This window comes from Candidatus Venteria ishoeyi, assembly GCF_030378065.1.
Taxonomy (GTDB): Bacteria; Pseudomonadota; Gammaproteobacteria; order Beggiatoales; family Beggiatoaceae; genus Venteria; species Venteria ishoeyi.
Genome location: NZ_JAUCGJ010000058.1, coordinates 1 through 24585 on the forward strand (window position 1 = coordinate 1; position 24585 = coordinate 24585).

Sequence of the window (24585 nt, forward strand, 5' to 3'; positions counted from 1 at the left end):
ATAAGAGTGCTGAAAATTTAATCCGTAGTTATGCATTAATCCATAACTTTTCACCGTCATGCCCACAAACAATAAAAAAGTATGATGGAAAAATTAGCCCTGCCGAAAGACTTAATGAATTTAGATATCATGACAACTGGTTGCATAATTTACTGATAGCCGCCTCCAGGAATGGCTACAGGCGTATCCCACACAAAGCGGTATAATCAGAATTTTTTATATATTAAATTGTTCAAATTTCCTCTGATTACACTATGCTGATTTCTGGTACAGACTGGGGTAACGAAAATTATCTAACCTTAAAAACAAAAACAGGCCCCACTTTTATTCCTGATAATGATTAGAAAAAGCCTGCCTTCTTCTGGCCTGTATAGTAACTATTCAGACCCTGATTATTTTTTGCCGCAGAATACGCGGAACACTTGTTAATAGGCATTATAAATCAAATGCACGCCCACCAAAGTCAGAAAAAAAATAAAGACCTCTTTTAAGACCTTCTCATTTAAATTATGGGCAAATTTTGCACCAATTTGTGCGCCAGCAATTACCCCTGGAATTGCCCATAGAACTACCATTAAATTAGCCTGATGACCAATACTTAAGTGAGTGAGTGCGGCAATAAAACTAACCACAAAACTGATAAAAATGCTGGTAGCAATCGCATAGTGCATACCCAGTGATAGCTTTCCTCTAAAAACCGGGATTAACCATTCATTCATGCTGGAACTTAATAAACCGCTACCTATTGAGGCAGGAATGGTTATCCAGAGTTTTTTATGACTACGCTTAATCTCTACTTTATTTTGACCAAAATCATGGTACTTTTGTGGTGCAGAAACAAATAAAAAAGCCGTGAGTAAGACTAAAACACCCAAAATAAACTGCATATAAGAGGCTGTTAACTGACTTGCAACTAATGCACCTAAAGCAGTGCCTGGCAATGCGATCAATAGAACGATAAAAGCTAACTTAAAATCAATGCGTTGTTGTTGGACAAATGCAATGCTTGCCGATCCCATGCCGACAACTTGTATCATTAAAGAAGTCACAACAGCTATTTCGGGAGGAAATTTTAATATGATAAGAAAAAATGGCATCCATAACAGGCCTCCACCAATACCCACTGAGGAGACCAGAGCAGAAATTAATAGCCCAACAGGCAATATAAACCAATAATCCAGCATTTTAGTCGGTGCATAATTCTGTTGAAGAAAAATTAAAACACTGAATAAAACTATCTAAAAGTGCAAAATTATTATTTACTTGTAGAATTTCTTTGATAAGTTGCTGTATTTCTTCATGGGTATAATTACTTTTTTCATTAAGAATTTCAGAATCATTAAAAAGCTGATGATAACAACTAGCAACATTTTTACTTAACAGGCTAATCTCCTGCAAATTGGCAGACATTTCATTAATAACACCACCTAATTCAGATAATTCATTTTTTTCATCAATTTCAATTGTCTGAGTCAGATCGCCTTCTGAAATTTTCTTTGATACTTCTATCATATGTTGTAATGGGTTTGTAATATTACTGATAAACATATTAGACATAATAATCATAATTGCCATAATAATAATAAACATTAGAATTGCTTTATTACGTAATTCAACTAATGGCTCAAATGCTTGTTCAAAGCTTATTTTTTGCTGGCTATATTCAAGAATATTTTTTAGTAAAGCTTGTTTTAGTTGAGCGTCTTGAATATCTAAAATAAACTCAATGCCAACCAACAAAGATGCCAGTATAATTAAGAGAAAATAAAATCCCATCGTATGTTTTAAGTTATCTTTAAACAAAAACTTCATTTTTACTTTCTCTTTATTTTTTTAATTATTAATTAGTATACTGTTAATATCTTTAATATTGTCTGGTTTCACTGATTTGGCAAAACGATCATCAACCAGCGTACCAATGTTATTGTCCTCTATTAAGTCATATTTCAGCATTAAATCTGCCAGATATAACATCTCTTCTTGCTTGGGAATATATTGATTAAAAACAATACGTTTTTTTGGCTGAGTCAAGGCATAACGGACTAAGTCTTTGCTTTGATTCCAATAACGCGCCGCCACATTAATAGCATCATCCATATTCTGTTCTGCCCAGAATCCAGAACGGGCAGCAGCAGAGACTAATTGCTCCACCGTAGCAGCATCTTTCTCAATAAGGTCTTGTTTGACCACCATTAAATTACAGATAAAATTAGGCCAGACATCTTCTACATAATGTAATAAGTTGGCATCACCACTTTTAAGTGTTTGTGCTGCAAAAGGTTCACCAACGTAATAGGCATCCAGAGAGCCTGAAACCAATGCTGAAGCCATATCTGGTGGATTCATTTCTACAATTTTAATATCGTCGGACAAGCCTTGTTGTTCTAATAAATATAAAATACTTAAATTATGTCCTGAATAACGCATGGGTACTGCAATCGTTTTTCCTTTTAAGTCTTTTAAGGTTTTAATGTTTAAGTCTTTACGGGTAACCAAACTGCTCTCATGGCGGTTGCCAATATAAACAACTTTGATATCTTCCCCTTGCTGTTTTAATACAATGGATAAAGGCGCTATCATTAAAGCAGCCTGAATTTCATTGTGCCGCAAGGCTTCTGCCATTTCTGCAAAAGATGAAAATTTGAGTGCTTTAAACCGTATGCCACTACCTTCCTGGGTAGCATAATCCAGTAAGGGGGCAGCTAGATTGGTGACAACTGGCATGTAGCCAATGTAAATAGTTTTTCTATCTCCAGATTCAGAATTTAATGTCTGATGTAAAAAGGAAATGAATACCAACCAAGCCAATATAAATGCGATTACACGCCAAACATTAAACGGCATAATTAACACCCAGCATTAAATAAAGTTCGTCTCTTAACTCTCTTAAACCCTCTATTTTTTCAATATTTCTGGGATGTCCAAACGCTAATTTACGATTTAATAAGATATTTTTAGTGCTTGCGTTACCCATAACAACCACCCTGTCAGCCATCACCAGCGCATCATCAATATCATGCGTCACAATGACAATAGTTTTATTAATAAACTGATGCATATTAACGACTTCTTCGCGCATTTTCAGGTGCGTTAAAAAATCCAGGCCACTAAAGGGTTCATCCATAATTAATAATTCAGGGTTAACAACAATAGCGCGCGCTAACTCTGCCCGCCTTTGCATACCACCGGACAATTGGTGGGGGTAATAAGACTCAAACCCGTCAAGTTCCACCATGCTAATATATTCCTGAATGGTTTCTTCTTTTTCAGCTTCATTATCAAGATGGCGCAAACCCAGCTCAACATTTTGCCAAACTGTCATCCAGGGTAATAAGCCATTGTGTTGAAAAACAAAAATATAATCTGAGCTGGGTTTTAATATCGGTTGCCCATCAATTAATATTTTGCCAGAAGTTGCCCGATCAAAGCCTGCAATAATACGTAGTAAACTCGACTTACCACAGCCGGAAGGGCCTAAAATACAGACCATTTCACCATCTTGGAATTCTAAATTAACATCCTCCAGGACGGTAATAATCTTTTCGTGCGCATGAATATCATTTTTGCGCGAGTGTTGTCGCCGGTTCTGATAACGCTTGGCAAGATCTTGAATTAAAATATGTCCCATTATGATGCCTTATTCCAGCCTATGGCATCATTTTTGGCTAAACGCAACATAATAAGATCTAATAAAACGCCAATCATGCCAATCACAATCATGCCAACCATAACAATATCCATCCGCAGTGCATTCCTGGCATCTAAAATTAAATAACCCAGGCCAGATTGTACCGCGATCATTTCTGCTGCGACCACCACTAACCAGGCAATGGCAATGGTTAAACGCAGTGCGGTGAGTACTTCCGGTAAAATAGCGGGAATAATGATTTTTTTAATCACTTCCTGCTGACTGAAATTAAAATTAGCGGCAACATGAAAATAAACCGGATTAATACGATTTACCGCCATCGTTGTTGCTACCACTAAAGGAAAAAAACTGGATAAAAAAATTAAAAATATAGCAGGCTGATCGCCGATACCAAACCATAACATAGCCAGTGGTATCCAGGCTAAGGGAGAAATAGGACGTAAAAACTGAATAATAGGATTAATCAATTGCCTGACAAGATACTTACGCCCTAAAACAATCCCCAGAGGAATACCTAAAATGACAGCCAGATAAAATCCTATTGTGACCCGATATAAACTGGCAACCACATGTTTTAATAAAGTACCATCATTAAATAACTCAACCCCACTGGCTAACACTAAAAAAGGATTAGGAAAAATCTGTTCACTAAAATCACCAAAATAGGTGATGATAGCCCATAAAAGGATAAGTAAAGAAAAGGAAACTGAGGATAAGAAGAGAGGATTACGTTTCATTAAAATACAACAATTTCTTTGGCTAAAGCGCGATACTGCTGTCCAGCTCGACTCTTATTGCCTGCATAATTAATCACAGGTTTGCGCATAATTTGCGCTTCCTGCACTTTATTGTCTACCTCAACAATAGTTTTCAGAATTTTACCACTAAACTGTTTATTAAGTTGAGTTAAAATAACTTTAGCAGCAGTACTCTTAGGGTTAAATAAACTGATTAATATATGATAAGGTAACTTAATTTTATATTTATCTTCCAGGATATTAATTATCTTTCCTACCTCTTTTACACCGTTCATGGAAAAATATTCACACTGCGTGGGAATAATAACTGAGTCAGCAGCCATTAAGGCGTTTAAGGTGAAAAACTCCATTGAAGGTGGGGTATCAATGAGAATGTAATCATAGTTTTCACTGATTTTTTTTAATTGATTTTTTAATAAAAATTCAAACCCATTTTTTTGCATATAATATTTTGGAAACAAGTTCATATCACTATTAGAAGGGAGTAACCACAAATTTTTACTGTATTGCTTAATGACACTGTCAATATTTTTTTGACCTGCCTGTACTAATTGATAAAAAGACACATCTTTCTCATAACCTAGAGAAAGGGTTAAATTGGCTAATACGTCAAAGTCTACCAGTAATACCTTTTTATTTTGCTCAGATAATGCCGCGCCAAGATTAATACAGGTGGAAGTTTTAGCAACGCCCCCTTTTTGATTGCATATCGTAATAATCTGCGCATGGCTGACAATATCATTTTTATCCAAATCAATGGGGGATTTTTTATCTGTTTCAATAATAAATACATGCTGACAACGTGAGCACCTTACTTTTAATATGTTTTTTTTCAGTAATTCTGGTTTGACTTTATAGCGCGTATGACATTTATTACAGGAAATAATCATAATGATCCCTTAACGCATGATGGTTTTAATTTGTGTGACCAACTGACTTTCATCAACAATAAAATCAACCACATCTAACTCAATAACACTTTGGGTTAAATTTGGATACACACAGGTATCTGTACTTTGAGCAATGGTTGTTCCTGTGTTTTCTTTTATTTTAGTAAACCCCTGCGTACCATCATTACCCACTCCGGTTAATAATACACCCACTGCATTATGCTTAAAAATTTTAGCCGCAGAAATAAATAATTCATCCAGGGGACGTGGTATTTTTTCTGTTACTCTGAGACAGGGTTTACCTTCATTGTTCAAATCAACCCAGGCAGTTTGTTCGTTAGAAGCAAAATAACAAACTCCCTGCTCCAATAACACCCCATCTTCAGCCACTTCAATACTCCATGGCACGTAGTCATTAAACTTTTTGACAAAGGCGGGGATAATCTGTGGTGCAATTTCCTGAACAACTAAAGCCGCTGCTGGCAAATTGGGTGGTAATTTTGAAAATAAACGAACAATCGTACTCGGGCCGCCTAAAGTAGTGCCAATAGCAAGTAAATAATCCAGGCTATGAAAAGTATAACGTTCTATTAATGCACCTCTGCTATCTACGGATCCTAAATAAACTCTATGGATATTCTTAAGCTTAACTGATATTGCAATTTTAACCCGATCAATAATTTGTTGGCTGGCTAAATGAATATCTTTGGAAATAGCGCCCGAAGGCTTAGGTAGAAAGTCCACGACACCAAGACGTAAGGCTTCAAAAGTAATATGACCGTCTTTAAATAAAGAGCTGAGCACCACGATAGGAACAGGTGATTCTATCATAATATGGCGAATGGCTTTAATACCATCCATAACCGGCATATCCATATCCAAGGTAATCACGTCAGGTTTTAAGGTTTTAATTTTTTCCAAACCTTCAAGGCCATTACGCGCAGAACCCACCACCTCAATTTCAGGATCGGATTGCAATAACTCAGTAATGGCTTTAACCATAAAATGTGCATCATCAATGACTAAAACCTTGTACTTTTTCATGATTAGCGCCTTTTAGGCGATTGCCGGAGAAGAAATCGCCTTATGCATTATTCTCTTCCAGGTTCAAAGACTTCCGTTTTAAGTTTTGTTGCTGCTGATGTCGTAATACCTGTTTACTGGTTGTCATGTTAACCAGTTCATAAATATCAAGAATTAATGAAATTTTTCCATCGCCAATAATGGTTGCCCCGGAAAAACCACTTTTCTCCTGTAAATAATCAACCAATGGTTTAATAACAACTTCGGCTTGCCCGAGTAATTCATCTACAATCAGGCCAATCTGTTGCATACCCGTATTCACTGTCACCACAAAGAATTTTTCTGATGAGAGGTGATCACTGTGAATATTAAATAGTTTTGACAAATAAATAATGGGCATGGTTTTACCACGCAAATGAATCACTTTAGTCCCTTCCATCATGGAAGTTTCTTTATTATAGACGCGTAAGGTTTCTTCTACATTAGATAAGGGGATGGTAAAGAAGCTGTCACCCACCCTGACTTGCAATGCCCTGATAATAGCCAATGTTAACGGTATTTTTAAGCGCATTTTGGTATAAGTGCCTGGTTTGGAGTCAATTTCCAGGATACCATTGAGTTTTTCAATATTCTTTTTCACTACATCCATGCCTACCCCACGACCAGAGGTATTGCTGACCTCTTTAGCAGTGGAAAAGCCTGGCAGCATAATTAAATAGAACAACTCCTTTTGACTCATACGCGCAAGTTCATCTTCACTATATAAGGATTTATCCAGCGCCTTGGCTTTAATTTTTTCAGGATCAATCCCACGCCCATTATCCGTAATTTCAATGACAATATGATTACTTTCATTATAGGCTTCAAGTAATAACTTAGCCACTTCCGGTTTACCCGCTGCTTTGCGTTCTTCTGTGCTTTCAATGCCATGATCAACTGCATTGCGGATAAGGTGAATCAGCGGATCAGAAATTTCCTCAATAATCATTTTATCCAGCTCGGTATCTTCACCGCGCACTTCTAAATTAACTTTTTTATCAGTACGATGTACCAAGTCATGTACGAGTCTTGGATAACGATCAAATAGCTGCGATATAGGCAGCATTCTGACCTTCATAACACCTTCCTGCAAATCATTTGAAGTTCTACCAAAAGAGACAATAGCTTCGGCAAAACGAAAGCTAAAGGCACGAACTTGTTTTAATTCTCTACTATTTAAGCTGGCATTTTCTTTTAATTCTTTCTGCAATAAACGCAATTCATTAAATAATTGGTGAAAATAACCTTTATCAACAATAAGTTCACCCACCTGATTCATCAGGGTATCAATTTTCTCAGCATCAACACGAACATTTCTTTTTAGTACTTTTTTACTAGAAGATGTATCCTTCTGCTGTGCTTTTGTTTTTTTAGCTGTTGGTTTTTTATCAGTTAGCGGTTTCTTGCTCTGAGTTTTAGTCTCCTTGTTCTGAGTAATTTTAGGTTCAGCCTGTTTTTTATTGTAATCATTTTCTTTTGACTCTGGACTGGCTACAGGTGTGAAAGCTGGCACAGGCTTGGAAGCAACATCTGTAACATTTTCATTGTCAGTCAGCATTTTATCAAAAATTTCATGCATGGCTTCATCAGAGACAGCATCGTTATCAGAATCTCCTTGACTAGTAGAGACTTCTAGTGCCTGACTGAGTTGGTTAAATAAATTATCTTCTGTAATCTCTGTAATATCTGTGATGTCTTTAAGGGAATTAATTTCTTCCTCATCAAATGCTGCTGCTGGCTCCTCTGTTGCTAAAACTGGTGCTGCTTCCGACGGAGACAGATTATCTGGTTCAGGTACTGTTTGCAGTTTCAGTTGTGGAAATGTTTTGACTAATGCCTCAATATAATCAAACATCAGTTCGTGTGTTATTGCTTCATCTTCAGTCTCTGAATCTGCAAGCGTATTAATACGATCAAGCCATTGCTGATAAAATTCAACTAAGCGACTATACCCCATATAATTGGCTGAAGATTTTAAAGTATCAATTTCCGCCCTATATTCTGCTACAGATTTTTGTTCTATTACTTTTTTTTGTAAAGATTGCAAGGTGTTTTGCAATTGCTGTAAGAAAATATCAAACAATTCCCGATCATGTTCTTCAGCATAGGTGTCTCCACTTAAATCAACCATCGCTGTATCAAAGCCAGCAATATTTACGTTTATTTCAGCCTCTTCATGTTCTTCAGTAGGTTGTTGAAGTAATTGAATATGACTTAACAAATCATCAACAGGTAATATCAGTGCCTCTGAGTTTTCCAATCCGGTTAATGATACGGATAGCTGCTCTTCCATCTCAGATAACAATTCCATTAACGGAAAAGTAACAACCTGTTCATTATCGATATGCTGATTTAATAACAGTACTGTGTGTTGGCAAAGCGTTTCAACAGGGCTTAAATCCAGTAACTGGGCAGCATTTTCAATCGTTGCAAAATGCGATGCCAGTGATGTCAGTACAGCGGTATTATGCGTGTCATTTTCCAGTAATAATAAATCTGCTTCAATAGCCGTTAAGCTGGCTCGACTATTTTCAATAAAACTATTGACTGCATCTGTATCAAGTTTATCTGTTTCTGTAGCAATATCCTCTACTGTTCCAGAAAAATCCTTCTGCACCAAGTCATCAATACGCTCCAGCAAGTCCTCAACAGGTGAGGCTTCTAACTGAAAAAGCTCCAATTCATGAAATAATACGGTAAAACGCTCAATGACATCGTTTAATAAAGTCAATACTGGCTGACCGATGATATTATCTTTTTGTTCTACTAAAACCAGTAATGCGGCTATTTTTTCACTGAGATCTTTGGTTTTTTCAAGCCCTAATGGCTGCGCATCAGCCGCAATTATCATCATTGTCGAGATAAGCTGTGGGCAATAATTCTCACACCGACTATCTGCTTTAAGACTGTCTAGCAAGGTAGAAATGAATGCAAATTGTTCTTTGCTGCTGGTTAAAAAATTCTGGATTGAGTCACCATCAACTGCGTCATCAGCAGGTGTTTCATCAACTGCATCAGTTTCGGCTTTGGTTTCAGGGTTTGTATCGGTTTCTTGAATACTATCAGCATCAGTTTTGTTTATAATCTGATTTAATTGCTCAACAAGATCGTCAATCTCTGATGTTTCCTGCCGACTTTGTTCTACTTCATTAACCAGTAGTGCCAATCTATCCATTGACCCTATAAGCAGATCGCTTATCTCGGCAGTACAGGCAATAGTTTCCTGGCGCAATAAATCCAGTACATCTTCTACTCTATGCGCTAACTCTGAACTTTGGGATAATCCCGTAAACTGGGCAGCACCTTTGATCGTATGAACATCGGTAAATATACTATTTAGGATATTAATATCATCGGGTGTCTGTTCCAACTGCAACAAATGGGTTTCCATTTCATCCAGATGTTCTCTTGCTTCAATAATATAATCATCTGTCAGATCAGTCATGACGCATACTCCGAGTGAATTAATTGTTTTGAATAATATCTAATATTTCATTAGTACTATGCTTACTTACAAAACCAATGCCACCCAACCTTTTAACTTCTGTTTCATATTTATCCTTATCCAGATTGGATAAAAATAAAATTTTAGCTTGCGCATCATAAGCAATAATCAAACTTGCGGCTTCAAATCCATCCATCTCTTTCATGGTTAGATCCATTGTTACCAAATCAGGCTGATACAGCTTGTAAAGCACTAATGCCTCATTACCATTTTTAGCCTGAGCAACCACAGTGTAGCCCGACTCTTCAAAAAGCTTGGTAATCGCTTTTCTCATCATCAGGGAATCATCTACCACCAAAATTTGTTTTGCCATCATATTTAACCTGAGTTCAATATAAAATTTTTTATCCAAAAAATTTTATATATACTATTAACATCTTAGCATGTGCTGTAAACAGCTTTGTTTATCTCTTAAATATAAAATGAAACTGATATTAAGTTCAGGTTTTTATGTTGTTTTCATATTATCTATCTGTTTTAATTTTCGAATTTCTTCCATCAATAAGATGCGATCAAAATCCAGTAAAATCAGTAAATAGTCATCAATTTCACACACACCGTTGATATATTGACTTTCCAGGCCAGCGACTACAATATCGGGAGGCGGTTCAATCTGATCATGCTGAATTTTTAAAACCTGGGTGACACGATCAACAACAAAGCCGGTGGTTCTATTGCCGATATTTAACAATAATACCCAGTTTTTATCATCAGTTTTTTGTTCTACATAAAGGTTTAAACGTTTACGCAGGTCAATAACAGGAATAATGTTACCCCTGAGGTTAATAACGCCTTCAACAAACTCAGGCGCATTAGGTATCGCGGTAACAACTGCGCCACGGATAATTTCCTGTACCATTAAAATATCTACGCCGAAGATCTCATTGCCGATCACAAAACCAACTAACTGCATCAGTTGGTCTTTTTCTGATGCCTGTTCATCCTGCGCGTCAAGCATATTGGTATCAACTGTCATAACACTTCTCCTTAGCATAGAAACCAGACTAACGTTCCATTAATCTGGAATCTATTGTACAAAAACCAATTATGCCTGCCTTTTAAGCTTTGTCTTGATCTTTGCGGATTTTGAATTGTTGTACCTGTTTATTGAGGTCTGATGACAAATCGTTCAAGTCATCAGTAATTTTCACCACCTGCCCGGCACCTTCTACTGTATTACGGGCAGCAGTTGATGAGGCATTGGCAATGTCCTGGATGTTTTTAGAACGCTGCGCCTGAGCTGTCGTCATGTCAGCCATTTCATTGGTTCTACCTACAATACCAAGCATATCTTTATTAATGGCATCCGCAACCTGATTTGCGTTTGCGACCTGCTCGGTAATATTTTTGGCTTTTTCCATTAAGGCATTCAATGATTGTTCTGCTGCAATACGACGAGTACCCTGATCCCCCGCCATACTGGCAATTTCGTTTGCCAGTGTGTTCAATTGTCTCATCAGGCTTTCCACAGATTCAGTGTTATGTGACAAGACCACAGCAGTATTGGAAATCGCATCAATCGCCTTAATATTAGAGCGCCCGCCTTCATCAATCTTAGCCAGTGATGATTGTGACTCATTGGTCAGTTTACTTCCCTCTGCAACACGCGCGGTGGAGTCTTTAATAAGCTGGGTAATTTCTTTTGCCGCTTCAGAAGAACGCTGCGCCAATTTACCCACTTCATCCGCAACCACCGCAAAACCTTTACCATGCGCCCCGGCTCTCGCTGCCTCAATGGCCGCGTTCAATGCCAGCAAGTTGGTTTGTTCAGCAATCTCGGTAATCACCTCAATGATTTCAGAAATTTGCTCAGAGGATTCCGAAATGGAACGCATCCCTTCTACCGTGGCGGCAACCGAACGCGAGCCTTCTTCCGCGGCTTTCAGACCATCCTGACCCGAAGCAATCGCTTCGGCAATCGCCTTGTTCATATCTTCCACGGCTTTGGCAATGTCATTGACCGAGTTAGAAACCTCTGCCACCATCTTACCCTGTTCACCTGCTGTTTTTACAACCTTGGCACCGGTTTCCCCCATTTCCTGAATTTTACCTGAAGCGTTGGTCACCTCAGCATTCTGTGCTGAAGCGGAATCTGATACAGCACTCATGGATTCTAATAAGCCCAGAATTGCTTTCTCTGATGTTTGCGCAGCAGTTTTTTGTTCAGTTGATGCCTTAGCAACCAAACCTGCCGTACTACCCATTTCGGTAATAATTTTTACAGATTCGTTAGCCTGTTTCTCCTGTCCTACTGCACGCTGCTGATTAGCTTGTGCGCGTTTTGATACGTCAGCCGCATCATTTGCAACCGATGCCGCTGAACGATTCACGACAACAAAAGCATCATGCAATACATCCAGCAGATTATTAAAGGTGCTAGCCATCTGACCAATTTCATCTTTGGTATCTGCGGGTGCTTTTAAGGTTAAGTCACGATTCTTTGCAATGGTTGCAATGGTTTGTGCGATACGAATAATCGGGCCTGAAATCATACTTGCAATCAGCAAGGCAAACAGAATAATACCCACCAGAATGGCAATCGCATATAAACCAATATTCCGTTGTAATGTATTAATTGGCTCAAATGCCTCAGCTTCATCAATTTCTGCTAATAAGGCCCATTGCGTACCAAACACTTTTAATGGGGTAAAGGCTGAAAGTACCGGGTTGCCATTATAATCAATCACAATTTTGGCATCGGTTTTACCGCTTAAAGCATCGCTACTGGCTTCGGTATCCACATTACCGGTATTCGGGCTGGCAAATGAAGCTTCAACCGAGTGACCCGTAGGATCAAGGAAGGAGTCAGAGCGCATCAGTTTATCAGGACCGATCAAATAAGTTTCCCCGGTTTTCCCCAAGCCTGTTCTTTCCTGCATTACCGCATTAATTTTATCAATGGGTAATTGCAGCGCAACAATCATTACCACCTTGCCTTCCTGCATAATGGGCTGAGCAACAAAACCCGCTGGTTTGTCGTCACTAGGTGCGTAAGGCGTGAAATCGGCAAAACCAAATTGTTTGCTGGCCTTGACCTGGCGTATTAATTTACCCAGGTTGGAACTGCTGTAACGACCGGAAATCATATTGGTTTGATAATCCGATTCACGACTTGTGGTATAAAATACAAAACCTTCAGGTTCAACCAAGAATAAATCATAATAGCCCCTGGCTGCGACATATTCCTGAAAAAAGTCCTTGGTTTGACCTTCTTCTTTCTGGGTTAAAACTTCTTCCACATCTACACTAGTAATAATTCCCCAGTTTATCCCTTTAATTTTCAGGGGTGCATAAATACTCAGTTCTAAATGATTTGAACTACCCAGCTTAAAGAGTTCGCCTGTATCCCCCTTGAAAACAGCATCGACATCAACACCTGTTTTACTATTACCAATTTTACCTTTTTTAACGGTACGGTCACTACGTAAAAAGGTATTACCGCCCTGTTTACCCACCAGGTAGGTTTCTGCTCGCGAGGAGAGACCTAAACGACTTTGCACAATATCATTAATCTCTTTGGAGGACACCTGGAAGGCAGCAACGCCAATATAATTACCATGAGAATCTTTTAATGGCGTGGCAATAAAAGCGGCATGGTCTTTGGAAGGTTCATAATAGGTATAGTCCTGAATAATAACTTGATTACGTGCCTTTTTAAATGCCTGTCCCAGGCCAGAATTTTTAAGCGACCCCGTGATTACGTTGGCACCCAAATCGGATTCTTTTTCCAGGGTGTAAACCACATTGCCATCGGTATCAATCAGGAAAATATCATAAAAGCCCCAAGTCTGTTGGAAGACCTGAAAACCTTTGTCACGTTGCGTCAGCAGACTTTTATATTCTGAACTATTCAATCCGCGGTTAAATGCTGCTGAAAACAGGCGCACGCCCTGGGTATAACGTAAGTTGGCCTGTACATCCCCCATCGCCCTCAAATAATGATCAAAAATTTCTTCAACGGATTCTCTTTTTAATTCATTAACAACCCTCATACGTTCAAAGGTTGAATGAACCAAGGTTGAGAGCGTCTGCTGCAAATCATGCATATCCAGCTTTCTATTATCAAAATAGACTTCCACCTGATTCTTTTTAATGGCTCGAACCGCTTCTAATTGTGAAAATACCTGGTGTTCCAAGGCCTGCTTGGACTCATCAGACGCGGTATAAGCGGTAATTGCCAGCGGCACCAAACCTACCAACAGGAATGACAGCAGCAGCTTCATCCTCAGATTCAAGTTACTAAACCATGACCATAATTTCATCGATGCTCTCCAATACTTATATATTTACAGTTATACATCACAGCTTCTTATGAAGGATAGCTGGCTAATCATAGGCATTTAAACTGGCTGCAATCTCAGCAGCAGAAAGTACCTTATCAACAGAACAGTAATTCAATGCTGATTCACTCATTGTCTTGTACAAACAATTTTTTGGATCTTGCACGATAATATTGCCTCCCATGCGTTTTAGTTCTTCTAAACCTTCACTGCCATCATCACTGTTTCCTGATAACACAATACCCACACCGCGATCGTCAATAACATCGGCTAAAGAAAACATCAAGCGGTTAATTGCACTGTTTTGTGAGGCAAAAGGGGCCGAATGTATGCGTAATACCTGCTGTGCAGCATTATCATGTAATGTCATATATTCTTCACCTGTGCCGATATAACAAGTTCCCCCCTGTAATATTTCCCCATCCTCCGCACGCTTTACTGCCAAGGCGCAATGGCGATCCAAATAAGCGATAAAGGCATCAATATAGCGTGATGCACCATAAAGTACAACAAGATAAGTGAGTGGATTGTTAGTCGATAATCTGGGCAGAATATTTAATAGGCTGCTATAGCCACCTTCTGCCGCGCCCATCGCGACTACAAATTTATAATCCGCATTTTGTTGGTCTGCATCAAGCTCAAACTCAGGACGGATATAATGGACAATATCCATTTCCACTGAAGCTGCGCACTTGACGGTATGGATCATGTCGTTGGCATGAGCCTGCATTTTTTCAGGGTTAAGATGCGAAGGTTTGGTAATAAAATCCACCGCCCCATAACGCAATGCATCAAAGGTGATTTTTGCACCATCACGACTCAAACTGCTCAGCATCACCGTGGGTGTCGGGGTCTGAATCATCAGATGCTTTAAGGTGGTGATGCCATCCATTTCCGGCATATTAATATCCAGCGTAATGACATCAGGTCGCTCTGATTGTATGAGTTCTAATGCCTCTATTCCTGAGCTTGCAGCAGCAATCACCTCGATCTGAGGATCGGCATTGAAAATATCGGTGATAACATTACGCATCATACGGGAATCATCGACAATCAGTAATCGACTATTTTTACGCATTTTTAATAAATCATCCCTAAAGTAAGCTGAACTAAATATAAAGTTTTTTATCCAAAAATACTTAAATTCAGCATCTACTATCAATAACTTAGCATGAGGTGGCAGTGGCTTTCAGTATCCCTGACGCGGCATGAGACTGACATCAAAGTCAGTTTAAATAATGACTAACCTTGCTGACTAATTCTTCAGCAACAAAAGGCTTGGTGATGTATTCATTCGCATCCGACATCTTACCTTTTAGTTTATCAAATAAGGTATCTCTGGAGGTGAGCATAATGATAGGTATATTTTTATATCTTTTTGTGGCTCTTATCAAGCTCAATACTTCATAACCATCCATTTTTGGCATCACAATATCCAATAAAATAAGTGCTGGCTTTTCCTTTGCTATTTTTTCCAGGCCCTGTACACCATTGGCTGCCTCAATCACTCTGTAGTTACATTTTAGCAGGGTTTCTCTTGCGACGCGCCGGGCAATTTTACTATCATCTATAATCAGTACTTTTTTTTCTTCTGTGATATTAAAATCGGTAAGTTTGACATCCAGTTGCGCAAAAATATCATCATTACTTTTAATACCGGGCTGGTCAAAAAAACTGGGTTCATGCTGCGGCATCAGGAGCCCTTCAGAAAAAGAAAACCTAACCTTGGCCAACTCTTTAATGGTTTTCAATACACTCAGACCATGATGATTACCTGCATTCGCACCAATAATCTTACCTTGATCCACTCGAATCTGTATCGAGTGATTATCACTGACAACAAACATGGTGCCTGTTTTATCCTTGTCACAGATCGAAATCAAACTTCTGATAAGTTCTGCCGACGGCAAATATTCATGTTTCATTGACTATCATTTTCCTATGCTAAACCATTTTTTAGAAAGTTAACCTAAATAATGGGTGACTTTGCCAATTAATTCTTTAGTAATAAAAGGCTTGGTCAGATATTCATTGGCATCAGACATTTTGCCTTTGATTTTATCAAACAGCTTATCTCTGGAAGTGAGCATAATCACGGGTATCTCTTTAAACTCTTTATTATTTTTAATCAGAGACAATACTCTATAACCATCCATTTGAGGCATCACAATATCCAATAAAATCAGTGCAGGCTTCTCCTTGGCAATGATTGCTAGGCCCTGCATACCATCTTCAGCCTCAATCACTCTATAATTATATTCTAATAAAGTCTCTCGGGCGACACGTCTGGCAATTTTACTGTCATCAATAATCAATATTTTTTTCTCTGTACTGATGTTAAAGTCAGCAAGTTCAATACCAACATGAGCAAAAATATCATTATTACTTTCAATGCCAGGATAGTTAAAAAAACTGGGTTCATGCTGTGGTCTCAGGAATCCTTCTGAAAAGGAAAAGCCTAGTTTTTTTAGATGCTTAAGTGTTCTTAATACCGTTAGACCCGGATGATCATCAAATTTTATCCCAGCCACTTTATGTGATTCTATTTTGGTATTCCTGGAGTGCTTATCACTGGCACCAATAATTTTGCCCTTATCCACCTTAATTTGTATTGAGTGATGATCACTGGTGACTAACATGGTACCTGTCTTGCCATCATCACAGATCGAAATCAAACTTCTAATAAGCCCTACTAATGCCAGGTATTTATGTTTCATTGACTTTCATTTCCCTAATATCAAGTTAACCTGAACCCGATATGAAATTTTTCAGGTTAAAGTGTTTAGTCTAGAGGCTATCCGAGAATAGCAAAATTACTGATACTGATAAAATTTATTATTTATCAAAAAGTTAAAAACCAGGTTTTATGGAAAACCGACTTTTCGGACAGCCTCCTGGTGCCTACTATCATCATTAACCTAAAGATAAAGCAATCTCTGGTGCCTTAAATATTAATCAGATTGATAGCAGAATCAGATAATTTAAGTTTTTATTTTAAACCATGCTTGTTTTTGACATGTGTTTTTTTTGTTTCATTATCGTGCAGAAAAAATGCCAGTTTTTATTGGTGATAGACAGTATTTGAATAGAGGCTCAAATAACACGCCGCTCATTTTTGTCCTGTCACTTGTTGAAATGCCTGTAAAGGCTATAAAGCAAACCCCAACGGGGGTTATTTGGCGAAGATATTGTCAACTTAGGAATGAGGATGAAATAAGAACCGAAACCGGGCGCAGGATTTTTGTTCATTTTCAAGGCATGAAAACAGGCACATAGCAAGCTATGTAACTGTTTTTCATAACGCAGAAAATGGAGAAAAAGGCCAGCTTGGTTTCGGGAATTATAAAATCCTCGTTCCTTAGATGGGGTTTAATAGAGCAAATAGAAAGGAGGAATTATTACGGCGTCATTGCCAATGACATTTTTTGGATACTGGCAGCTTTTTGCACCATTTCTGTGCTGGGCCAGGTTATTTTTTCTAGCAATAGCTACCTAATTGCTAGAAAAAAATACTTTGTCAAAAGTTGTTAGCTGTCCACGGCTGGAATATCGGTATTCAGCTGTACCGGTGCCAATATGCCAATTGTACGCAGCATGATTTCCAGTTTGCTGTAATCAAGCGTAGCTCTCCAACCTGCAATACCCGCCATTTCAGCCGCCAAATCGTTGCTTCTTATTTGCTTAAGGGTATTAGCGACTTTTTGCGCAATCCGCTTATCCGTTTTAGCCAAGGCTACCATGGGCCATTCCGGGTAAAGCGCAGTACTCAGGATATAAGGGAAATTACCTGTTTTTTTCTGATTAAGGATTTTAATATCCTGCATATTGATTGTGCCAAGCAGGACCATGCTTTCCAGGATATTGGTTCTAATTGTACCTATAACTCCTGGTCTGCTTAATACCTCCTGCACAACCTTGTCATGTGTATTTGCAAATTCCAGATTAGCGACCACTTCCGGCAAGGCAATATCATGGTCTTTAAATTCTTTCAGCGCCATTTGATAACCACCGAGGGAGGCTTTCTTTACTGCGATAAAGGTTTTGCCTTTCACATCAGCAAGCGTGTTAATACCTGTGCTGGCGTTGCTGGTAAAAATGACACCACCAAATTGACTGATTTTTATACCATGCTCCGTATTATTAACCATTGTCGCAATTGCCCGGGCATTATATTTTACTTTCATGCTGACATACATTGAAGAATTGGTCAGCAGAAAATCAATATCTCCAGCGGCAACCGCAGGTTCTATTTCGACAAACCTGAGTGGTTTAACAATAAAAGTGTCACCTGTCGCTTTTTCCAGATAAGCCGCATGCATTAACCAGCGCTCATAAAATCCTTCGGCACCCCGCTTTGCAAGTACACCTATGGTATATTCCCCAGCCATTGCTGCGGTTGTAAATAGTATCAGAAAACAGAAAATGAGTTGCCCTAATCTGTTCATCAATTATCCCCTTATAACCTGAAAATTTATAGCCTAGCATAGAAAATATGGAACTTTACCATGCAAAAAAAATATTATTCTTTCGCTCCTGAAAGAACTTTGAAACATTATCATTGCATGATACAACAGATTGACTTGATATGGATAGCGGGTGAAAATATTATTGATACTCCGGTATTCCCGTTCCTGAATGATCACGCCATTAAACCCAGGTTAATAAATAATGACAACAGCAATAAACACTACCCAGTCTAAATGGCGCATACTCTGGGTTATCCCGCCGCTGGTTATCGGTATTGTCGTTCTCATGATGATGGCAAAAAGCAAGCAATCGCCACAACAGGCAGAACAAAAAGAAATCGCACGGGCAGTGCGAGTCATCACTGTGCCATCTGTCACTTTAACCCCTCAGGCGACAGGTTATGGCACAGTCCAGCCCGCACAGATATGGACAGCAGTTGCACAAGTTGCAGGGCGTATCATCGAAATGCACCCGAAATTACGCGATGGTGAAATTATTCCCGCCAACACCCTGCTGTTTCGCATAGACCCGGTGGATTATGAATTGAGTCTGGCACAAGCCAAAGCAGAACTTGCTGAACTGGAAGTGCGGAAAAAAAATACCCAGGCGCTGCTGAGCATTGAACAACGCAGTCTGACGCTGGCGCAACGTGAGCATAAACGTCTGAAGAAGCTGGTCAAACAAGGCACACTTTCGCAAAGTCAGGTCGATGAAGCAGAGCGCGCCACCTTAAACGTTCGCACTGCGGTACAAAACCTGAAAAATACCCTGGCTTTAATTCCTTCGCAGCGCCTGTTATTACAAGCAAAGCAAAGCCAGACAGAACGCAATCTCGCGCGCACCCGTATTACCGCGCCGTTTAATTTACGGGTAGCCAATCTGGCGATGGAAACCGATCAGTATGTCAGCAAAGGCCAGACTTTATTTTCCGGGGATTTTGTTGATCAAGTCGAAGTGATTGCCCAGGTTTCCATGTCGGCTTTGCGACATTTATTATTAGATCGCCCCGATCCTTTAACCACAGCTTCCCAAGTCAGCGAGCACTTATCTGAATTTATTGCTTTCAAACCCGTATTACGCATGGATATGGACAATCACATGGCGCAATGGCAAGCACGTTTTGTGCGCTTTGATGATCGCATAGACAGTCAAACCCGCACTATTGGCGTGGTGGTTGCGGTTGATGATCCGCTGGCACAAGTTAAACCGGGGCTACGTCCCCCCTTGTCTAAAGGCATGTTTGTGCAGGTATTGCTGCAAGGCCATGTACAGCCGGAGCGCATTGTCCTGCCACGTTCTGCGATACGCGCTGGCAAGGTATACATCATGGACGCGCAGCAGCGCCTGCAAACCCGCAAAGTCAGCGTCCTGTTTAATCAGGGTTTTCTCAGCGTGATTGAAAATGGTATTCATGCCGGTGAGACCATTGTGGTTTCTGATTTAATCCCGGCAGTGGATGGCATGTTATTGCAAGCGCAAGTGGATGAGCAACTGCAACAGCAATTACAGCGAGCAGCCAGCGGAGATGAACTATGATCGCCTGGTGCGCCCGACACCCCACAGCCGCCAATATATTGATGGCAGCAATCATGATTCTGGGTTTGGTCACCTTAGCTGATTTACAAAGGGAAACCTTCCCTACCATTGAAAAGGACAAGGTTGAAGTCCGTATTATTTATAAAGGTGCGACACCGGGCGAAGTGGAAGATGCCATTTGTCGGCGTTTGGAAGATGTCCTGGAAAGCATTACCGATCTCGATGAAATGCGCTGTGAATCGCGGGAAGGGCTGGGCATTGCCACTGCTGTGAAACGTGAAGGTGCGAACATGATGCGCTTTCTGGATGATGTCAAATCAGAAGTCGATGCCATTAATGACTTTCCTGATGCCATCGAGCCGCCCGTTATCAGTGAATTAGGCCGCACTGATGCGGTAGTGGGGATTGCCGTTACCGGGCCAGAAGATCCGGTGATACTCAAAGCCTATGCCGAAGATGTTAAATCCCGCCTGTTATCCTTACCAAATATTGCCAATATTTCAATTAACGGCTTTTCCGATCACCATATTCGCATTGAAATCCCGGTATCCCGCTTACAGCAATACGGTTTATCTGCCGCTGATGTCGCCAATTTGATTAAAAAACAAAGTATCAGCAGTCCTGCCGGACGTTTGGAAGGGCGCGAAGAAGATATTTTATTACGGGTTGATGATCAGCGTAAAAGCGTGGAAGATTTCAAAGACCTGATTGTGATTTCCGGTACAACCGGGGCGGCTATCGCCTTGGGTGAAATTGCCCGTATCAGCGACCGCTTTGATCGTGATGAAAATAAAATTTCGTTTAATGGTCAACGCGCCGCCATCCTCAATGTCTCAAAAACCCGCGCTCAGGATATTCTTAACGCCTTTGATAGTGTTGACAACTTTGTGCAACAGGAAAACCAGCGTGCCGCAACCGGCATTCAACTGACACTGACCCAGGATCGCTCATCAGTGGTCAAAGACCGCTTAAACATGCTGCTGCGTAATGGTATGCAGGGTTTATTTCTGGTCTTTCTGGTGCTATGGCTGTTTTTCAGTTTGCGTTACAGCTTCTGGGTGACGATGGGCCTGCCGGTTTCTTTTCTCGGTGCCTTATATGTGCTGCCCTTGTTTGGTGTCACCATTAACATGATTTCTATGGTGGGCTTGCTGATTGGTATCGGTTTGCTGATGGATGATGCCATTGTGATTGCTGAAAATATTGCCACGCGCATGGCACAAGGTGAAAAAGCCATACAGGCCGCCATCAGTGGCGCACAACAAGTGCTGCCCGGTATTGCCTCCTCGTTTGCCACCACCTTGATGGTATTTGGCTCGCTGGCATTTATTACCGGCGAAATCGGTCAGATTTTGCGGGTGATGCCGATTGTATTGATTATGGTGCTGACGGTCAGCCTGGTTGAGGCTTTTCTGATTCTACCCAGTCATTTAGGCCATTCGCTGGCGCACATGAAAAACAGCCAGCCCTCATCTTTTCGTTTAGGTTTTGAGAAAAAATTTAATCACTTCAGGGAGCGTCACTTTGGTTTTCTGCTGGATAAAGCCATAGAGCAACGCTATCTGACCCTGGGCATCGTGCTGATGCTGTTTTTATTAGCCATTGCCGTACCTGCGGGTGGCAAGCTCAAATTTGTCGGTTTTCCTGATATTGATGGTGATATTGTGGAAGCGCGTATTTTACTGCCACAGGGTACGCCACTGGCGCGTACTGAAGCCGTTGTACAACAGCTTGCAAACGCCCTGCAACAGGTCAACAAACGCTTTACCCCCGAACAGCCTGAAGGCCAGTCGCTGGTCAATAATGTCACGATTATTTATGGCGAAAATCCCGATGCTTATGCAACCGGCCCCCATGTTGCCCGCGTGATAGCTGATTTGCTGGGAGCAGAAGTGCGTCACACTACCATTGATACCTTTCGTGATGCCTGGCGCGAAGAAGTTGGCACCCTCAGCGACGTGATTGCAATCAAATTCAGCGAACCAACAATAGGGCCTGGTGGACGCCCGATTGACGTGCGTCTGCTGGGTTATGATCTGAATCAACTTAAAGCCGCTTCAACAGAACTGCAAAACTGGTTTAATGGCTATGTCGGCGTGACTGACATTAATGATGATCTGCGTCCCAGCAAACGTGAATACCGCATCCACTTAAAAGATAGCGCCGGCAGTCTGGGTGTAGACGCGCGCGCGCTGACCGAGCAGGTACGCGCCGCCTTCCAGGGCATGAAAATTGACAAATTCCCGGTAGGCCCGGAAACCTATGAAGTTAATTTACGTCTTGCCGCCCATGATCGCTTAATGCCGGATCAACTCGAACAACTCACCATTACCAGTCCCAAAGGTGAGCTTATCCCCCTGACAACCATTGCAGAAATTGAAGAAGTACGGGGATGGGCGCGGATTCATCGGGTTGACGGACACCGCGCCATAACCTTACAAGGGGACGTGCAACGCGAGATTGCCAACGCGCAGGAATTACTGACTTTGGCAAAAGCAGAAATTTTCCCGGTATTAAAAACAAAATACCCGGAAATCAGCATTGATATTCAAGGCCAAAGCAAGGAATCCGCCAAAACCGGAAAATCCATTGTGCGTAATGTCCTGCTGGGGTTAATCGGTGTTTATATGTTACTGGCGCTGCAATTTCGGGGTTATCTGGCACCGATTACCGTCATGGTCGTGATTCCCACCGCTTTAATTGGTGTCATTTTTGGACACTGGGCGCTAGGTCTGGATTTGACCATGCCCAGTATGGTGGGCATGGCCTCCCTGTTTGGCGTGGTGGTAAATAATTCCATTTTGCTGGTGATTTTTATCCGCGAATCACGCAAACAGGGTGCGACTGTGCAGCATGCTGCAAAACAGGCAGGTCGTGCCCGTTTCCGTCCGATTTTAATCACTGCCATTACCACCATTGCCGGATTAACACCCTTATTATTAGAACAAAGTCTGCAAGCACAAATATTAATCCCGCTGGCGGCGAGTCTGGCATTTGGCCTGACCTCCGCCACCCTGGTTGCATTGTTTCTAGTGCCTGCACTGTATTGCATATTGGATGATTTTAATGTGCTGGGTGGATTGGCAGAGGATACGGAACAGCCTATTCAAAACCAATAAACCGTCCACACGGCTTTTATACCTTATTTTCGGGAATATCCGTCAGGTTTCCCATTTGACCGGAGTATATCAATTACTACGCGCAAAGCAGCAGGTGCTGATCTATTCCACGCCTGCTGCTTTAATAACGCCAGCCAACTCCTTAAATTTTAAGCCACAAAAAACGTAAATATTCCGTCTTCCCATTCCCAGTAATATCAACTGATTGGCACTTTATTTAGGCACTATTTCAAGGGCTTCCCCTATAAGTCTTTGATTTGAACACGCTGTTTGTCAAGTTGTGATGGTAAAACTGAGCCGGACGATTGCCTGATTTCCAGCAATGCAGGATATACCTGAAAACTCCGAAAAACTATTCTGAGATACCAGCATACGCTTGCATCTCGGAATAAAGCTCATCAGAAATATGATGTTGCTCTCTGAATTTATTGACACTTTCTGCTATCAGCAGCTTTTTCAAACCTTGAAGAAAAAAGTGACGTGTAACCTTTCCTTTACCACCGCCTAAATCGCAAATCATTATAATCGTAGCGTTTTTTGTTAGTTCAGAGTCTATTTCATAAAAGTATCCGCCCACAAAAAAGCAGATGGCTATGATATTTTTTATCGATTCCCAATCTCTGACTTGAAATTCTTCCCAGCCAAGCACCTCCTTCAAAAATTTGAAGACTGACTCAATCTTGCTACGCAGCAAATAAATACGATAAATTTCTTGTGCTTCTAAATAACTGTTGACCTCGATGGTCGTCATCAACAGCATCGGTTCTTTGTATAATTTTGAGCCATCTCTCTTATATAGCGTGGCACGGATGGTCGTATAATCATGACCATTTAGGTTGATTTTATCCCATTCTATTAGACACTTAGCGTTTTGATAGGAATTTAGGAGACATCCATGTAAATTTTGGAAAAAACACCATTCCTGTTATTCTGTCCTAAAACCTGAACCTAAAGAGGGATAAAACCATGCCTACACCTCGCAAAGAACAAGTCAGCAAACACACCAACGGTCATTATCACTGCATCAGTCGCGCTGTACGCCGCGCTTTTTTATGTGGCGTTGATAGGCAAAGCGGCTGCAATTATGAGCACAGACGGCAATGGATACTGGACAGACTGGAAGTGCTCACAAAAATTACAAGAAAAAATTACAAGACAGCCATTGTGCGACAAGCGAAGCTTGTCATTTCTTACAGAGTGAAAGTCTCTGTCTGGTGTAATCAAGTAATTGATTACAAGAAGGTCTAACCAACCACCAGTAGCGAGTGTTGCGCCTTTGGCGGAGCGTTGCAAGCGGTTAAGTCTGCTGCAAACGTGAA

Annotated in this window: 20 protein-coding genes; 4 read left to right on the forward strand and 16 right to left on the reverse strand. The window is 40.6% G+C overall.

Features of this window, described 5'->3' with window-relative positions:
- On the forward strand, positions 1-206 hold a 206-nt coding region (locus QUF61_RS15795; protein WP_289682567.1), incomplete at its 5' end, for a hypothetical protein.
- A 219-nt stretch (positions 207-425) separates the two neighbouring features.
- Here the strand turns inward: QUF61_RS15795 and QUF61_RS15800 are convergent.
- The 15 genes from QUF61_RS15800 to QUF61_RS15870 all read right to left on the reverse strand — a co-directional run bounded on the left by QUF61_RS15800 (position 426) and on the right by QUF61_RS15870 (position 18589).
- A complete protein-coding gene (locus QUF61_RS15800; RefSeq protein WP_103919109.1) occupies positions 426-1184 on the reverse strand; it encodes a sulfite exporter TauE/SafE family protein in 759 nt (252 codons plus the stop codon).
- A 1-nt stretch (position 1185) separates the two neighbouring features.
- Positions 1186-1812: a HAMP domain-containing protein gene (locus QUF61_RS15805; RefSeq protein WP_103919108.1), complete on the reverse strand. Its 627-nt coding sequence runs from the start codon at positions 1810-1812 to the stop codon at positions 1186-1188.
- A 21-nt stretch (positions 1813-1833) separates the two neighbouring features.
- Positions 1834-2844 carry an ABC transporter substrate-binding protein gene (locus tag QUF61_RS15810; protein WP_103919107.1) on the reverse strand — a complete coding sequence of 337 codons (1011 nt, stop codon included), beginning with the start codon at positions 2842-2844 and terminating at the stop codon, positions 1834-1836.
- A complete protein-coding gene (locus QUF61_RS15815; RefSeq protein ID WP_103919106.1) occupies positions 2834-3628 on the reverse strand; it encodes an ABC transporter ATP-binding protein in 795 nt (264 codons plus the stop codon). Before QUF61_RS15815 ends, QUF61_RS15810 begins: the two co-directional genes overlap by 11 nt.
- Entirely contained in the window at positions 3628-4386 is a 759-nt protein-coding gene (locus QUF61_RS15820) for an ABC transporter permease (RefSeq protein WP_103919105.1), read from the reverse strand. Before QUF61_RS15820 ends, QUF61_RS15815 begins: the two co-directional genes overlap by 1 nt.
- A complete protein-coding gene (locus QUF61_RS15825; protein WP_289682568.1) occupies positions 4386-5297 on the reverse strand; it encodes an AAA family ATPase in 912 nt (303 codons plus the stop codon). Before QUF61_RS15825 ends, QUF61_RS15820 begins: the two co-directional genes overlap by 1 nt.
- Positions 5298-5306: 9 nt before the next feature.
- Positions 5307-6341 (reverse strand): chemotaxis protein CheB, encoded by a 1035-nt coding sequence (locus tag QUF61_RS15830; RefSeq protein ID WP_103919104.1) that lies wholly within the window; start codon positions 6339-6341, stop codon positions 5307-5309.
- A 40-nt stretch (positions 6342-6381) separates the two neighbouring features.
- Positions 6382-9804 carry a chemotaxis protein CheA gene (locus QUF61_RS15835; RefSeq protein WP_289682570.1) on the reverse strand — a complete coding sequence of 1141 codons (3423 nt, stop codon included), beginning with the start codon at positions 9802-9804 and terminating at the stop codon, positions 6382-6384.
- 19 nt (positions 9805-9823) lie between these two features.
- On the reverse strand, positions 9824-10180 hold the full coding sequence (locus tag QUF61_RS15840) for a response regulator (protein ID WP_103919102.1): 357 nt from the start codon (positions 10178-10180) through the stop codon (positions 9824-9826).
- 132 nt (positions 10181-10312) lie between these two features.
- Positions 10313-10840, reverse strand: a complete 528-nt coding sequence (locus tag QUF61_RS15845) for a chemotaxis protein CheW (protein ID WP_286019053.1) — start codon at positions 10838-10840, stop codon at positions 10313-10315.
- Between the two features lie 82 nt (positions 10841-10922).
- Positions 10923-14126 carry a methyl-accepting chemotaxis protein gene (locus QUF61_RS15850; protein ID WP_289682573.1) on the reverse strand — a complete coding sequence of 1068 codons (3204 nt, stop codon included), beginning with the start codon at positions 14124-14126 and terminating at the stop codon, positions 10923-10925.
- Between the two features lie 64 nt (positions 14127-14190).
- Positions 14191-15222: a chemotaxis protein CheB gene (locus QUF61_RS15855; protein ID WP_289682575.1), complete on the reverse strand. Its 1032-nt coding sequence runs from the start codon at positions 15220-15222 to the stop codon at positions 14191-14193.
- A gap of 148 nt (positions 15223-15370) precedes the next feature.
- A complete protein-coding gene (locus QUF61_RS15860; protein WP_103919099.1) occupies positions 15371-16069 on the reverse strand; it encodes a response regulator in 699 nt (232 codons plus the stop codon).
- A gap of 39 nt (positions 16070-16108) precedes the next feature.
- Positions 16109-16861 carry a response regulator gene (locus tag QUF61_RS15865; RefSeq protein ID WP_289682576.1) on the reverse strand — a complete coding sequence of 251 codons (753 nt, stop codon included), beginning with the start codon at positions 16859-16861 and terminating at the stop codon, positions 16109-16111.
- An 810-nt stretch (positions 16862-17671) separates the two neighbouring features.
- Positions 17672-18589 carry a phosphate/phosphite/phosphonate ABC transporter substrate-binding protein gene (locus QUF61_RS15870; protein ID WP_103919096.1) on the reverse strand — a complete coding sequence of 306 codons (918 nt, stop codon included), beginning with the start codon at positions 18587-18589 and terminating at the stop codon, positions 17672-17674.
- Between the two features lie 223 nt (positions 18590-18812).
- Between QUF61_RS15870 and QUF61_RS15875 the strand changes: the two genes are divergently transcribed.
- Both QUF61_RS15875 and QUF61_RS15880 read left to right on the forward strand, forming a co-directional pair.
- On the forward strand, positions 18813-20147 hold the full coding sequence (locus QUF61_RS15875; RefSeq protein WP_103919095.1) for an efflux RND transporter periplasmic adaptor subunit: 1335 nt from the start codon (positions 18813-18815) through the stop codon (positions 20145-20147).
- Positions 20144-23266, forward strand: a complete 3123-nt coding sequence (locus QUF61_RS15880) for an efflux RND transporter permease subunit (protein ID WP_289682577.1) — start codon at positions 20144-20146, stop codon at positions 23264-23266. The genes QUF61_RS15875 and QUF61_RS15880 overlap by 4 nt, the downstream gene beginning before the upstream one ends.
- Positions 23267-23618: 352 nt before the next feature.
- Here the strand turns inward: QUF61_RS15880 and QUF61_RS15885 are convergent, their stop codons facing one another.
- A complete protein-coding gene (locus QUF61_RS15885; protein WP_407080067.1) occupies positions 23619-24017 on the reverse strand; it encodes a transposase in 399 nt (132 codons plus the stop codon).
- A gap of 215 nt (positions 24018-24232) precedes the next feature.
- Between QUF61_RS15885 and QUF61_RS15890 the strand changes: the two genes are divergently transcribed.
- On the forward strand, positions 24233-24514 hold the full coding sequence (locus QUF61_RS15890) for a hypothetical protein (protein WP_289682578.1): 282 nt from the start codon (positions 24233-24235) through the stop codon (positions 24512-24514).
- Positions 24515-24585: the final 71 nt, after the last annotated feature.